Source organism: Chryseobacterium daecheongense (assembly GCA_027920525.1).
GTDB classification, from domain to species: Bacteria; Bacteroidota; Bacteroidia; order Flavobacteriales; family Weeksellaceae; genus Chryseobacterium; species Chryseobacterium proteolyticum.
Genome location: CP115858.1, coordinates 2,978,151 through 2,992,213, shown reverse-complemented (window position 1 = coordinate 2,992,213; position 14,063 = coordinate 2,978,151). Strand labels below are relative to the sequence as shown.

The window sequence follows — 14,063 nt, the reverse complement described above, 5'->3', positions numbered from 1 at the left end:
AGATGAAACGCCTTTTTTTATTTTGGTAAGCCTCTTTTTAAAGCATAGTTGGCTCGTTCAACAGCTTTTTTCTCTTTCCAGTCCATATACCTTTTTTTGAAATTGGACTTCATGATATCATCAAATTTACGCTGTACCGTAAGATTCCATAAAGAGTGTGCCTTTACTGCCCAGGATTTATCCCAAGCCCTTAAGGAAATAGAGAAACTTCCGTCCAGATACTTCATCCAGTGCCACCATCCTGTAGGCATAAACAAGGTGTCTCCATGTTCAAGGAAGCATTCAATACCTTCCACTCCGTCAAGCGCCGGGAATTTAGTGAAATCAGGATTCTCAATATCGTAATCTTCCAGAGCATACGTAGCATAAGGAATCTGATAAAGTCTTTCTTTCCATTTGTAATCAAAGAGCATGATATGTTTTCTGCCGTTGAAGTGCGTATGGAAGATATGCGCCATATCGATATCAAAATGAAGGAAAGTAACGGACCCTTTTCCTCCAAAGAACATATTCGGATATTTATCAAGGAACCCTCCCATTAATTCTTTGGGAGAAATATAATCTTCAAGAAGTTTTGGAGCAAATTTGATCGGATCAAAAAGGAAGATTCTAAGATCTGTAGGCTCTTTCTGAATCAAATCGATATAATCTCCAAATTTCATTTTGGCTGCAGATGCATTGATGGGAGCAGACGGGTCAGCCTTTGAGCTGTCATATAAGGGGACTTCTACATCACCTACCGTTTCCTTCATATAATCCATTGTCCATTTTTGATATGCAGGCCATTTTTTTGCCATGTTTTTGATGACAACGGGCCTTCTCGGCTTTAGATATTTTTCGTAGAAATCTTCTTTACTGATATCGTCTACAACATCTATAGGCTTTAAAATAATTCCCATTCTGTAAATTTTATGTTACAAAATTATTAAATTAAATAAATATAATATTGTGTTTAAGTTTTTTTTAATCTATGATTCAAATCACTATCATAAATATTTAGACCAGATAAAAATAATAAAAAGAAGTGTAATGCAATAGTATTTTATTTATCATGCGTAATAACTAAAGGACTCCACAAAATTTAAAATTCAATACAAATAGTCTTAGTATCCAACAAAAAATTATGGGTTCCGATTGGATCAAAACCTATGATTAAGAATTTTGTAAAATAAGAATATTTACTTAGGCAGGCCTCTGCGTAAGGCTATTTCCGCTCTTTTTATGGCTATTTTTTCCTTCCAGTCCATATATTTCTTCTTGAAATTGACCTTCATGATATCATCGAATTTACGTTGTACCGTAAGATTCCAGATAGAGTGGGCCTTTACAGCCCAGGATTTATCCCATGCTCTTAAGGAAAGAGAGAAACTTCCGTCCAGATATTTCATCCAGTGCCACCATCCTGTAGGCATAAACAAGGTATCCCCATGTTCCAGAAAGCATTCAATACCTTCGATCCCATTCAGTGCGGGAAATTTGGTAAAATCAGGATTTGAAATGTCATAATCCTCCAATGCATAGGTGGTATAAGGGATCTTATATAATCTTTCTTTCCATTTATTTTCAAAAAGAATAACGTGCTTTCTCCCGTTGAAGTGGGTATGAAAAATATGGGGAAGGTCTATATCGTAATGCAGAAAAGTAACGGACCCAGTTCCTCCGAAAAACATGGAAGGATATTTATCCAGGAAGCCGCCCATTAAATCTTTTGGAGAAATATAATCATCTAGCAGCTTATTGGCATATTTAATAGGATCAAAGAAAAAAATACGAAGATCGGTAGGTTCTCTTTGGATCAGGTCTATATAATCGCCAAACTTCATTTTTGTAGTAGGGGTATTGATCGGTGCTGAGGGATCAGCTTTGGAACTGTCATATAATGGAACTTCTACGTCTCCTACTGTCTCTTTGATGTGGTCCATTGTCCATTTTTGATATGCAGGCCATTTTTTTGCCATATTTTTGATGACAACAGGCCTTCTCGGCCTTAGGTATTTTTCGTAGAATTCTTCCTTAGTAATGTCATCTACAATGTCAATAGGCTTTAAGACAATTCCCATTTTATAAATTTTATGTTACAAAACTATTAAATAAATATTGATATTAAGTAAATTAAGATTTATTTAACCTATGGCTTTAATCATTTATTTTATTTAGTCAAAATAAAATGAAGCAAAACTTATATCCCTAAAATACACAAACAAAAAAAACCAAAAAAAATTATCACTAAAAACATAGTGAAAAACAGTGTTTTAACTTATTTGCCTGAAATGCATCTCTATAGATGTGTAACAAAAAACATCGAATAATAACTAATTAAGCAAATAACTAGAATTATGAAAAAGAATATTACTTTATTTCTGATGATTTTTCTTTCTGTGCTTACTTATGCACAAAAGACGGTTACAGGAAAAATCACAGATGAAGATGGTGTTCCTATTCCAAGCGCAAGTGTAACGGTGGAAGAACCGGGTAAAGATGCGATCTTAGCTTATGGAATTACCAATTCAAAAGGGGAATATAAAGTAACTTTTACTACAGCAGAGTCTAATGTTGATTTGAAAGTAAAGGCATTTAACCAAAAACCATTAACTAAACAGATAAGCAACAGTGATCAGACGCTAAGTTTTAAAATGCAGTCTGAGGCTACCGAGATCAAGGAAGTTCAACTGAAAACCAAGATGATTACGGCGAGAGGGGATACCATTGCGTATGATCTTAAAGCTTTTGACAGTAAGAGTGACAGGACGCTGGCTGATGTGATGAAAAAGATTCCTGGTATTGAGGTTAATACGGACGGAACGATACTTTATCAGGGGAATGCGATCAATAAATTCTACGTTAATGGGAAAGACCTGATGGAAGGAGGATACGGAACGATTAATAATTCTTTACCAAAGGATGCTGTACAGAAAGTTGAAGTACTTGAAAATCACCAGCCTGTAAAAATCCTTCAGGATAAAGTACCTTCCGACCAGGCGGCAATCAATATTAAATTAAAGAATTCCGTTACCATGACTGGTAGAGGAGAAGTAGGAACAGGATTTGGAGAACCTTGGCTCTGGAATGTGAAACTGACCCCTATGTTCTTTGGACAGAAAAGCCAATGGGTAGTTAATTATAAAACCAATAATATGGGAGAGCAGGTTGAAAATGAAGGAAATATATTGGCTTTTGGAAACAGGTTCGAAGGAAAGAGGATTAATGCCTCACAAAATGACTGGCTCAATGTAGAAAATGCAGACGCTCCCAGCCTTCCGGTAAAAAGATACTTATTAAATAATGTCCACTATTTATCCGCTAATTATTTAACCAATATCGATAAAAAGAAAGAATGGGAACTTAAGGCCAATGCCAACTATACAAATAATGCAGTAGAAAGAGAGGCTTACAACAGGAAAGATTATTTCGATGGAAGCTCCAATACAACTAATATTCTTAATAATTTTTATACGGATAAAGCTAAAGGAGAATTGATTTTTACAAAAAATGCAAAAAAAGGATTCTTCAAGAATACAACGAGCTTTTCTCAATACTGGAATGCAGACAGAGGACTGGTAGACAGAACCGACCTTGCTTCCGGAAAACAAAGAAATGCAGGGGAAAGCCTTGAATCTCCTACGACATCATTTCAAAACTCCTTAAGTACGATTATACCATGGAAGGAAAAAATGGTGAACCTTTTATCCTATGTAAGCTATCAGACAGACAGGCAAACATTGGAAGTTTCTCCAACATCATATCTGGATATCCCTGGATTTAAAGTGTTACCGAATTCTGATTTTGTTACCCAAAACCTAAGGCTTAAAACTTTTGAGGCAAATCATTCTGCAAATATTGGATTTTCTACAAAGGGATGGACCTTTACTCCTGAAGTAGGATTTAATTTCAAAACAACGGATCTGGTTTCAGACCTGTATAACATTGAAACAATTCCATCCACGAATCCGAATGATCTACCGACACTCCCTACCGCATACAGCAATGACCTGAGATATTCCACAGCAACTCCTTACGGAAGTTTAGGGGTTAATTATAAAAATGATTCCTGGATGCTTTATGCCAACTTCCCGGTCAATTCTAATAATATTAAAGCGGAGGACCCGTTCAGAAATGTTTCTAAAACGGTTAATAAAGTTACATTTGAGCCAAGTGTTTTTGCTCAATATACATTTGCTTCATTCTGGAAAGCGTCGGTAAACGCGAATATCAATAATAATTTTGGAGAAATTAATACAGCATATTCAGGATTCTTGATGACTTCTCCAAGTGGAATTAATGCAATGGATCCAAAAAATCCAATTCCTCAGAACAACAATAAATCAGCAGGAACAAGAATTGAATACAGAAACCCGCTGAATAATTTATTCTTTAATGTTAACTACAGGTATTCCGATGCGAAAAGAAACCTGATTTCCAATCCTACAATCAATGGTGCGGGATATACAATAATGAATTACAAAGAACAGGATAATCATGTATTGAATAATGGATACAGTGCAGAAGTTGGAAAGTATTTTCCAAAGTTTAAAACCAATGCCTCCCTTAGCTATAGTAACAACACTGTGAAATCAGACCTGTTTTTAAATAATGATTCCTATACCAACAAGAATAACAGCCAGTCGTACGGAATTAAATTCAATAATACTTATTTCAGCTGGATGAGTATAGATTATAACGCAAGTATTTCCCGAACAAAACAGACCAGTGTTGGAAAGGTTAGCTCTAACGCTACCAGAACAGGTTTCACCCATAATCTTGGACTTTTCTTCTATCCTATAGAAAACCATACAGTCGGGTTCAATTGGGATCAGGTGAACACAAATGCAGCTGAACAGAAGTACCATAACGGATTCTACGATGTGTCCTATCAGTTTACCTGGGCTAAGAAGAAAATAGATTTCGAACTGAAGTGGATGAATATTGCGAATAAAAAGGTATTCGAAACCTATGATATTAATACGACCAATATTACCTATACGAGATATCAGCTTCGTCCAAGTCAGGTAATGTTTACCGTGAAATTTAACTTCAAATAATAAACTACATAAACAGAAAAAGCCAATCCCTTGGGATTGGCTTTTTCATTTAAACTATATTTTAAAAGCTTTGTACGTCTGCAGACGGACCGTAACTTCCCGGCAAAGGAATATCATTGAGCCTGTAGTATACTCCCAGCTGAGCTCTGTGGTGGGTAATTTGATTTAAACTGTGGCGGATTGATGCATACTTGGTCCATTTTGCCAATTCATGCCCATTATGTTTTAAAGCCCAGGTAGAATTCAGGTCATCTTCTTTTGCATTTTCCAATGCGTCGATACCCGATTTATAGTTCTCATCCAGTTTTTTTAATAAATCTTCTTTCGTAGCAGACGTGGTTGGATGTTGTGCGGTTCCAAAATCCAGTTCAGATGTTTTCAGCATGGTGTTGGGCCACTCAAAAACATCAGCAAGATGGTTGGCAAGCGATTTCATTTTCATGCTTTTTTCGTGAGGAGCATACTCATTTTTGTCATCGGGATAGAGGTCAAAAAATTTTCTGGTGGTTTGATACTCACTATCAAGTTCGGATTTTAATTGAGCTAATGTGTCCATATTAATTTTGTTTTTAGGTATTTAAAGTTAAAACTTTTATAGCTATCAAGGTTTTGACGACATAATAATCTTTAAAAATGAATATGAAAAAAGAAGATGCCACTGAAAATAATTTTTTATATAGCTATTAACCTGGCGGAGCCATATTTCCGGGGCTTACCATAAAGAACTTATAAATAAAGAGAAAAAAGTTGTAACATTTTTGATACAATAGCAACTAATAAGTAAACATTATTACAATGAAAAAGTTGCTTTCAGTATTCTTAATTGCTCTCTTTGCTTTTGCCAATGCTCAGGAGTCTAAAGAAACTGCAAACCGTTTCTTTTACGAACTTACTTTTAAACCTAAAAAAGATTCTACTAAAATAGACAAGGTTATTACGATATTGGATATTACAGATAAAAACAGATCGATTTATCAGGATTATACCATTATCGCACAGGATTCGATCCTGAAGGTGGAAATAGAAGCAATGCAGAAGGCAGGTGTGATGAAAGACCTTTCAAAAACAATCAGACAGCCTAAAATTTCTGCCAGGGTTTATAAATTTTATCCAAGCATGAAAGTGCAGTATGTTGATAAAATTGCCAGTGGATTTACTCCAAGTAATATAGGATATAACGAGGAGCCGAAATTCAACTGGAATATTCTTACCGACAAACAAAAAATAGGAGCTTATAATACACAAAAAGCAACCACAGAATTCGGAGGAAGAAAATGGACAGCATGGTTCAGTACGGATCTGCCTTTTCCTGACGGTCCTTACAAGTTTTCTGGTCTTCCGGGTCTGATTGTCAAGATAGAGGACGATGCAAAAGATTATTCGTGGGTGCTTCAGGGAAATAAGAAGGTGAAAGATTACACAGAATATTCATACGTAGAAAACCTGATGCAGGCGAAAGGAGGAAAGGTAAACGAACTGACCAGAGAAAAATTCGAAAAAACGTATAACGATTTCAAAAAAGATCCTTTTGCTACTCTGAGACCGATGATGACACAGGACATGCTTTCCAAGACCATACCGGGAATGGATGGAACTGTAGGTGATATGTTGAAGAAACAGGAAAAACAATACAAAGATTTCTTTAATGCCAATGATAACCCGATTGAGAAGGTTGAAATAACTGACAAAAAGAAAAAATAGACATTCAATTAACTAAATTATATTTTATCAAATGAACCCAAATGTTTTTACAGCATTTGGGTTTATTTTTTTTAAGACTAAGGTTATTTAGATTAAATTTAAATAGCGTACATTTGCATGTACAAAAAGCAGGCTTTGAAAGAGAAGGATTTACATAAATTAAGCGGATTCCCTAAGAACAAAATGGGGAAGATATTGGGTTATGATAATGATCATCTAAAGATGCCAAACAAAATTATAGAAATGGGTCTTTTACCGGAAACCGTTTTCAGGATTTTGTATCAGGCTCCATTTAGTGGTCCCATGTATGTGGAATTTGGAGATGAAAAAAGCCGTATAGCTCTCAGAGAAGAAGAAGGGGATTATATAATTGTACAAGAATGGGATTAATGCAGGAAAATAAGAAAAAAAAGGTACTTTTAGTTGGAAATCCGAATGTAGGAAAATCCACAGTTTTCAATACACTCTGTAATAAAAAACAGAAGACCGGGAATTATGCCGGTGTTACCGTAGCAAGCTATTCCGGACATTACAGCTACAAGGATGAGGAAGTGGAAGTGGTGGATTTACCGGGTTCTTACAGTATATATCCGAGCTCTGAAGATGAAGCTATTTTTTCAAAATTTCTGATCGATGAGCAGCAAAACTATGCCGGAGTTGTTTATATCCTTGAGGCCTTAAGTTTAAAAAGGGGTCTTCTTTTGTTTCAACAGATCCAGGATCTGGGTATTCCTCTTATTTTGGTAGTTAACCAGATCGACCAGGCTCAAAGACGCGGGATTGATATCGATATCCAGCAGTTCTCAAATGCTTTAAATATTAAAATTATCCAAACCAATGCTAAAGAGCAAATTGGAATAGATCAGATACGGGAAGCTGTTTTTAATAATGATTTTAAAAAAACAGAAAAAACTTCTTTTGAAGTACCAAATGAACATAAGGATTTTATAGCAAAAATTGTAGCTCATAAGGGCTTGGGTAGTGATTATGAAGCCTGGATGAGTATATCATCGGGAGTAGAACTCAGCAAAATAGAATCTGTTCATGATATTCTCAATAGTCCGGATGCGAAAAGTCTGGTTCCGAAGAGACTACAGGTTCAGGAGACAGTAAGAAGGTACCAGAATGTTGATAAGATATTAGCGAATGTAATCACTAAAAAACCACAGTTCAAAGAACTGCTTACCGAAAAGCTGGATAAAGTTTTGGTGCATAAGTTCTGGGGATATGTGATTTTCATGCTAATCTTACTTATTATATTCCAAAGCGTATTCTTCCTTGCGGAGTATCCGATGAACTGGATTGAAAGTTTCTTCTCATGGCTGTCCGCATTCACCGGCGAGCATCTTCCTGAAGGACCGGTAAATTCACTTGTTTCTAATGGAATTATCCCGGGATTAGGAGGGATTATGGTATTTGCTCCTCAAATCGGAATTTTGTTATACTTCTTATATCTGTTAGAAGATTCAGGATATATGGCAAGGGTAATCTTCCTGATGGATAGATTTTTAAGGCCATTTGGACTCAACGGGAAAAGTATTGTCCCATTGGTTTCCGGAACAGCTTGTGCGATCCCTGCTGTGATTTCCACACGTAATATCGAAAACGTTAAGGAAAGACTCCTGACCATTTTAGTAACTCCTTTCATGACCTGTTCTGCAAGACTTCCTGTATATAGCATCATTATCGGCTTGGTTATTTCAGACAAAAGCTTTTTAGGAATAAAGTATAAAGCTCTGGTATTAATGGGAATGTATCTGCTAGGATTTCTTGTCGCTTTATTTTCAGCAGCCATCTTAAAAAGATTTATTAAAGATAAAGGTAAAACATACCTTGTAATGGATTTACCTACTTATAAAAAACCATTGTTCGGATATGATTTCAAAATGGTTTTAGGAAAGGTTTGGGACTTTATAACGGGAGCAGGAAAGATAATCTTTATTGTAAGCATTATCATCTGGTTCTTAAGTTATTTCGGACCGGCACAGAAGACCAATCAAATGGTTGCGACAGATGTTAAGCTGGATCACTCCTACCTTGCAAAAATGGGTAAGGCTATAGAGCCGGCCATTGCTCCTTTGGGTTATGATTGGAAAATGGGAGTAGGAATCATTACCAGTTTTGTAGCTAGAGAAGTTTTTGTAGGTACAATGTCTACCTTATACAGCCTGAGTGATGATGCTCCTGAAGTAAAAGTAATTGACAAAATGAGACACGATGTGAAACCAAACGGTGAAAAAGTGTTTAATTTTGCAACAGGAATATCTATCCTTTTATTTTATGCATTTGCAATGCAGTGTGTTTCCACACTTGCAGTAGTCTACAGAGAAACAAAAAGCCTTAAATGGACAGGCTTTCAGGTTGTTATGATGACTGGTTTGGCATATTTTGTGTCTATGTTTATTTATCAAATTCTAAAATAATGAACTCTTCATTAATTTTTCAATACATTATCGTACTACTCATTGTAGGATTCGCCTGTTACTCTCTTTTCAGAGTGATCAGAAAGAATTTTGCACCTAAAAAATTCAGCTCTAAAGGAGGAGGTTGTGATAAAGATTGCGGTTGTTCATAAATTTGTCACACAAATAATGTAAATAATTTCTAATTTTGCTCAGCCTTACGCAGAATATAAATAGAATTTAAACTTACAAAAGACCTACAATGTCATTAATTAAAAGTATTTCAGGAATCCGGGGAACGATCGGAGGAAAAGTAAATGATAACTTAACTCCACTTGATGTGGTAAAGTTTGCTTCCGCTTTCGGGACCTGGCTTCAGAACAATAAAAACAAAAAAAACTTAACGCTTGTTATAGGAAGGGATGCAAGGATTTCCGGTGGAATGGTTTCCTCTCTGGTAACAGCTACATTACAGGGACTGGGGATCAATGTTATTGATCTCGGACTTTCCACAACACCTACCGTGGAAATTATGGTTCCGGAACTGAAGGCGGACGGAGGAATTATCCTTACCGCTTCCCATAATCCAAAACAATGGAACGCCCTTAAATTGTTGAATGAAAAAGGAGAATTCATCAGTGGTGAGAACGGAGCAGAGATGCTGGCAATCGCTGAAAGTGAAGATTTCAACTTTGCGGAAGTAGACGATTTAGGGAAATATGAAACAAGGGACGATGCCTTTGATATTCATATCCAGCAGATCCTTGATCTTCCCATGGTAGATGTTGAAGCCATTAAAGCCAAAAAATTCAAAGTTGTTTTAGACGCTGTGAATTCTACAGGTGGAATAGCGATTCCGATGTTGCTGGATAAACTTGGATGTGAAACCATAAAACTGTATTGTGAGCCTAACGGACATTTTCCGCACAACCCGGAGCCTCTGAAAGAACACTTGGGAGACATCTGCGAACTGGTAAAAAAAGAAAAAGCAGATTTCGGAGTGGTAGTGGATCCTGATGTTGATAGGCTGGCCCTGATCGATGAAAAGGGAGAGATGTTTGGGGAAGAGTATACATTGGTTGCAGTGGCGGATTATTTATTAAAACATAAAAACGGAGTTGCCATATCCAATCTTTCTTCGAGCCGTGCATTGAGGGATATCGCCCGGAATCATAATTCTGAATATTTCGCAAGTGCGGTAGGAGAGGTAAATGTTGTTACCCTGATGAAAGAGAAAAATGCGGTTATCGGAGGAGAAGGAAACGGAGGAATTATTTATCCTGATCTTCACTACGGAAGAGACTCTTTGGTAGGCGTTGCCCTTTTCCTTACTTATCTGGCAAAAGAAAATAAAACCGTTTCAGAGCTGAGAGCAGGATATCCAAGCTATTTTATGGGGAAAAAGAAAATTGAACTTACCCCTGAAATCAACGTAGATGATATTTTAGCCAAAATGGAAAAAGAATATCAGAACGAAGAAGTTTCTACCATAGATGGAGTGAAAATAGATTTTGAAAACAACTGGGTTCACCTTCGTAAATCGAATACGGAACCTATTATCAGAGTCTATACTGAGGCCAAATCCCAGGAAGAGGCAGATCAGCTGGCAGACCAGATTATAGCGAAAATAAATAGCCTGATTTAAAAAGATGAAAGAACGGAACTTTATGTTCCGTTCTTTTTTTATATTTAAATATGTTTGAGCATCTAAAAGCAAAGTTTCCGTTTCCGAAAACAAAATGTGTCCGATTTATCAGGGAATTCAAACGCATTGAAGTACCGGCAAAGACCATTCTTTTAAAAGAGAATGAGGTGTCCTTGCATGCCTATTATATTGAAAAGGGATTGGCAAGAGCCTGGTATAACAATGACGGAAAGGATGTTACTTTTCAGTTTTTTACGGAGAATACCATGTTTTCTTCTTTGGAAAGCTTCAGAAAAGGTCTGCCGAGCATGGTTTCCTTTGAGACCATAGAACCTTGCATTTTATGGAAAATAGATAAGCCCACCGTTGACCGGATTTTAGCAGAAATATATAATGATCCTGAGCTGAGGGATCGCTTTATGGATTCAGTCTTTGAGAGAACATTTGATTATATGAAGCATTTCTTTTCATTTATAAAAGACAGTCCTCAGCAACGTTACCTTGATCTTGCAAAGGAGAAACCTGAAATTATTAAAAGAGTTCCCCAGCATTATATCGCTTCTTACCTCGGAATTACGACCGTCCACCTGAGCAGAATAAAGGCCAAAATCCTCAAAGGAGGCTAACGAAGTAAACTGATAACAAATGTTATTGCAGCAGGGGTTTCCTTCATCATAATTTTGTATAAAAATTAAAAAGAATGAAAGCAGCAGTAGTATTTGAAAAAGGAGCAACTCCTCAATATGCAGATTTTCAGGATCCTCAAGTTACGAAGGACAATGAGCAACTCGTCTATGTAAAAGCAGCATCCATAAAACATTTGGACAGGGCCAGAGCAAGCGGAAAACACTATTCTACGGAAAATGAGGAACATCAGCCTAAAATTATAGGAAGTGACGGGGCCGGAATATTGGAAAACGGAAAAAGAGTATATTTTTTCAGTAAAAGAGGAACGGTTGCAGAAAAAGCAATAGCTGATAAACATATGACTGTTCCCATTCCTGATGGATTGGATTTCGCTACAGCATCAGCATTACCTAATGCGATTATGGGCTCAGCAATGGGATTAAGGTTTAAAACACAATTAAAAACAGGAGAAACGGTCCTGATCAATGGAGCAACAGGGGTAACCGGAATGATTGCTGTACAGATCGCAAAATTATACGGAGCTAAAAAAGTAATTGCCACGGGTAGAAATGAAGAAGCATTGCAGGCGCTTCGGGAGTTGGGTGCCGATGAGGTTATTTCCTTGAAAATGAATGATGGGGAGTTTACGCAGAAAATAAAGGAAATTCATAGCCAGACTCCTATTGATGTAGTACTGGATTACATCTGGGGTCATTCTATTGAGCTTCTTCTGTCCTCCATAAAAGGAGATGGAAATTTTTCCCACAAAACAAGATTGGTGTCCGTTGGAGGAATGAGCGGAGACACTATTCAGCTGTCGTCACAGATACTCAGAGGAACTGATCTTCAGATTTCCGGTTCCGGATTGGGAAGTTGGACTCCTGAAGAGTTTAAGTTGTTGCTTACGGAAATTATCCCTCAAATGTTCCAGGCTGCAGCAGAAGGAAAAATAAAAATGGAAACTGAAGTTATTGATTTAGAAGATATTGAATCGGTATGGCAAAATGAAATTCCTAACAGAAAAAGGTTAGTCGTGTTAATTTAATGTGAATCCCTCTTTTTATCCACATTTCTTTCATTATATTCTTCTTTTTACTATCTTTAGGATAGAAAATTACGAAAACATAATTCAAAAAAAAGTCGCAAATTTGCAGTAATTTTGAATTAACAATCTCAGAAGTAGTATATTAATTAAATAAGTTTGCCGAGGTTCGCAAGTAAATTCGGGCGTTGGCTGACGGAGGAAACAGTATATTGGAAGAATATTTTGGAAATGAACTGGTAAAAAAGTTCGAAGAAATGATTGAAAATAATGATGAATTCTACTTCGATACAGAAGAACTGGAAGACATTATTGTTTATTATCTGGAGCTGGGCGATTTTAACTATGCGGATAATGCTGTTAACTATGGCCTAAAGCTTCATCCTAATTCATTGGACATCAAGATCAAAAAGCTTGAAGTTCTTTTGGAGTGGGAAGATTATAATACGGCAAAAGAGCTAATAGACGAGTTAAAGGCTTCATCTATGGAGCACACGGACTTTTTAGTTTGCTACGCCAAGTATTATTCGAATTTGGGAAATCCTAGAAAATCCATTGAAATTTGTAAAAAAGCATTAGAACTGAAGGAAGAAGAAAACTTTCTTCACAACTTTATTGCGGATGAATATGTGAACTTAGGAGATCCTTTCAACGCTCTTAAACATTACAGAAAAGCATTGAAAGAAGACCCAACGGATGAATATGCGTTGGAAAACTGTATGATCTGCTTTAATGATTTAAAAAAGAGCGAGGAGGCTATTGCCTTTTTGAATGAATATTTAGATGAATTTTCTTATTCTGAAACCGCATGGTATGAATACGGACAGTTCTATTTCAACAGAAAGAATTATGAAGAAGCGATTAAAGGGTTTGATTATCTTTTAGCGATCAATTCATCTTCTGTAGGAGTATATGCGAATAAAGCAGCTTGTTACGAAGCATTAGGGCAATATAAAAAAGCCATTGAAGTATATGAGGAAATGCTGGAGTTGGAATATACCAAAGCGTTTACTTACTATAAAATCGGATTATGCTATAAAGCAATGAAGCAGCCGATCATCGCATTGAACTCTTTTCAGAAATCATTGAGGGAAGATCCTCAGTTCTATCTGTCTATGATGGAGCAGTCTTATTTGTATGAGGAAATGGGGGGAATGGCTGAAGCGCTTCATTTTGCAAAAGAGGCAACTCATCTGAATGACAGCAACCTTGATTATCAAAAAAGGCTTGCATTTTTATTTATTGATGCTGGAAAATTTGAAGAAAGCCTTTCCTGTTTGAAAAAGCTTGTAGCTTCAGAACCGTCAAGGTTTTACAACTGGTATGCCTACTCAGAAGTGTTAATGCTTTTGGGTGAATACGAAGAAGCCGTTACGATTTTATACAAAGCTATAGAAAATCATAACAGGGCAGAATTGTATTATCAGCTAAGCAACTGCTATTTCAACCTTAGAGATCAGGAAAAAGGAATTGAAACCCTTCAGAAGGCATTAGATCTGGACCCGACTCTTGTTCAGGATATGCAGAAGAAATATCCTTTCATTAAAGATGGTGTAAAAAAGGCTAAAGCCAAAGTGAAGAAAAAGAATTAACGAATCAATAATGGT

General features: G+C 36.5%; 12 protein-coding genes. 9 read left to right on the top strand and 3 right to left on the bottom strand.

Annotated elements, in window-relative coordinates; genetic code table 11:
• Positions 1 to 17: 17 nt before the first annotated feature.
• Together PFY10_13205 and PFY10_13200 are read right to left on the bottom strand one after the other, a co-directional pair.
• Positions 18 to 899 carry a cupin-like domain-containing protein gene (locus PFY10_13205; GenBank protein WBV55187.1) on the bottom strand — a complete coding sequence of 294 codons (882 nt, stop codon included), beginning with the start codon at positions 897 to 899 and terminating at the stop codon, positions 18 to 20.
• A 279-nt stretch (positions 900 to 1,178) separates the two neighbouring features.
• Complete coding sequence (locus PFY10_13200) at positions 1,179 to 2,060, bottom strand: cupin-like domain-containing protein (GenBank protein WBV55186.1); 882 nt, start codon at positions 2,058 to 2,060, stop codon at positions 1,179 to 1,181.
• Between the two features lie 276 nt (positions 2,061 to 2,336).
• Here PFY10_13200 and PFY10_13195 point away from each other — a divergent pair, with 276 nt between their 5' ends.
• Positions 2,337 to 5,039: a carboxypeptidase regulatory-like domain-containing protein gene (locus PFY10_13195; GenBank protein WBV55185.1), complete on the top strand. Its 2,703-nt coding sequence runs from the start codon at positions 2,337 to 2,339 to the stop codon at positions 5,037 to 5,039.
• Between the two features lie 61 nt (positions 5,040 to 5,100).
• Here PFY10_13195 and PFY10_13190 read toward each other — a convergent pair whose 3' ends face one another.
• On the bottom strand, positions 5,101 to 5,595 hold the full coding sequence (locus PFY10_13190; GenBank protein WBV55184.1) for a damage-inducible protein DinB: 495 nt from the start codon (positions 5,593 to 5,595) through the stop codon (positions 5,101 to 5,103).
• A gap of 239 nt (positions 5,596 to 5,834) precedes the next feature.
• Between PFY10_13190 and PFY10_13185 the strand changes: the two genes are divergently transcribed.
• The 8 genes from PFY10_13185 to PFY10_13150 all read left to right on the top strand — a co-directional run bounded on the left by PFY10_13185 (position 5,835) and on the right by PFY10_13150 (position 14,048).
• Complete coding sequence (locus PFY10_13185) at positions 5,835 to 6,740, top strand: GLPGLI family protein (GenBank protein WBV55183.1); 906 nt, start codon at positions 5,835 to 5,837, stop codon at positions 6,738 to 6,740.
• Between the two features lie 183 nt (positions 6,741 to 6,923).
• On the top strand, positions 6,924 to 7,130 hold the full coding sequence (locus tag PFY10_13180) for a FeoA family protein (GenBank protein ID WBV58943.1): 207 nt from the start codon (positions 6,924 to 6,926) through the stop codon (positions 7,128 to 7,130).
• Entirely contained in the window at positions 7,130 to 9,163 is a 2,034-nt protein-coding gene (gene feoB, locus PFY10_13175) for a ferrous iron transport protein B (GenBank protein WBV55182.1), read from the top strand. The genes PFY10_13180 and feoB overlap by 1 nt, the downstream gene beginning before the upstream one ends.
• Positions 9,163 to 9,315: a hypothetical protein gene (locus PFY10_13170; protein ID WBV55181.1), complete on the top strand. Its 153-nt coding sequence runs from the start codon at positions 9,163 to 9,165 to the stop codon at positions 9,313 to 9,315. Before feoB ends, PFY10_13170 begins: the two co-directional genes overlap by 1 nt.
• An 89-nt stretch (positions 9,316 to 9,404) precedes the next feature.
• Positions 9,405 to 10,787, top strand: a complete 1,383-nt coding sequence (glmM, locus tag PFY10_13165) for a phosphoglucosamine mutase (protein WBV55180.1) — start codon at positions 9,405 to 9,407, stop codon at positions 10,785 to 10,787.
• A 50-nt stretch (positions 10,788 to 10,837) separates the two neighbouring features.
• Positions 10,838 to 11,413, top strand: coding sequence for a Crp/Fnr family transcriptional regulator (locus PFY10_13160; GenBank protein WBV55179.1), 576 nt, complete (start codon positions 10,838 to 10,840; stop codon positions 11,411 to 11,413).
• 74 nt (positions 11,414 to 11,487) lie between these two features.
• Complete coding sequence (locus PFY10_13155) at positions 11,488 to 12,459, top strand: zinc-binding alcohol dehydrogenase family protein (GenBank protein WBV55178.1); 972 nt, start codon at positions 11,488 to 11,490, stop codon at positions 12,457 to 12,459.
• Positions 12,460 to 12,668: 209 nt separating this feature from the next.
• Positions 12,669 to 14,048 carry a tetratricopeptide repeat protein gene (locus tag PFY10_13150; GenBank protein WBV58942.1) on the top strand — a complete coding sequence of 460 codons (1,380 nt, stop codon included), beginning with the start codon at positions 12,669 to 12,671 and terminating at the stop codon, positions 14,046 to 14,048.
• Positions 14,049 to 14,063: the final 15 nt, after the last annotated feature.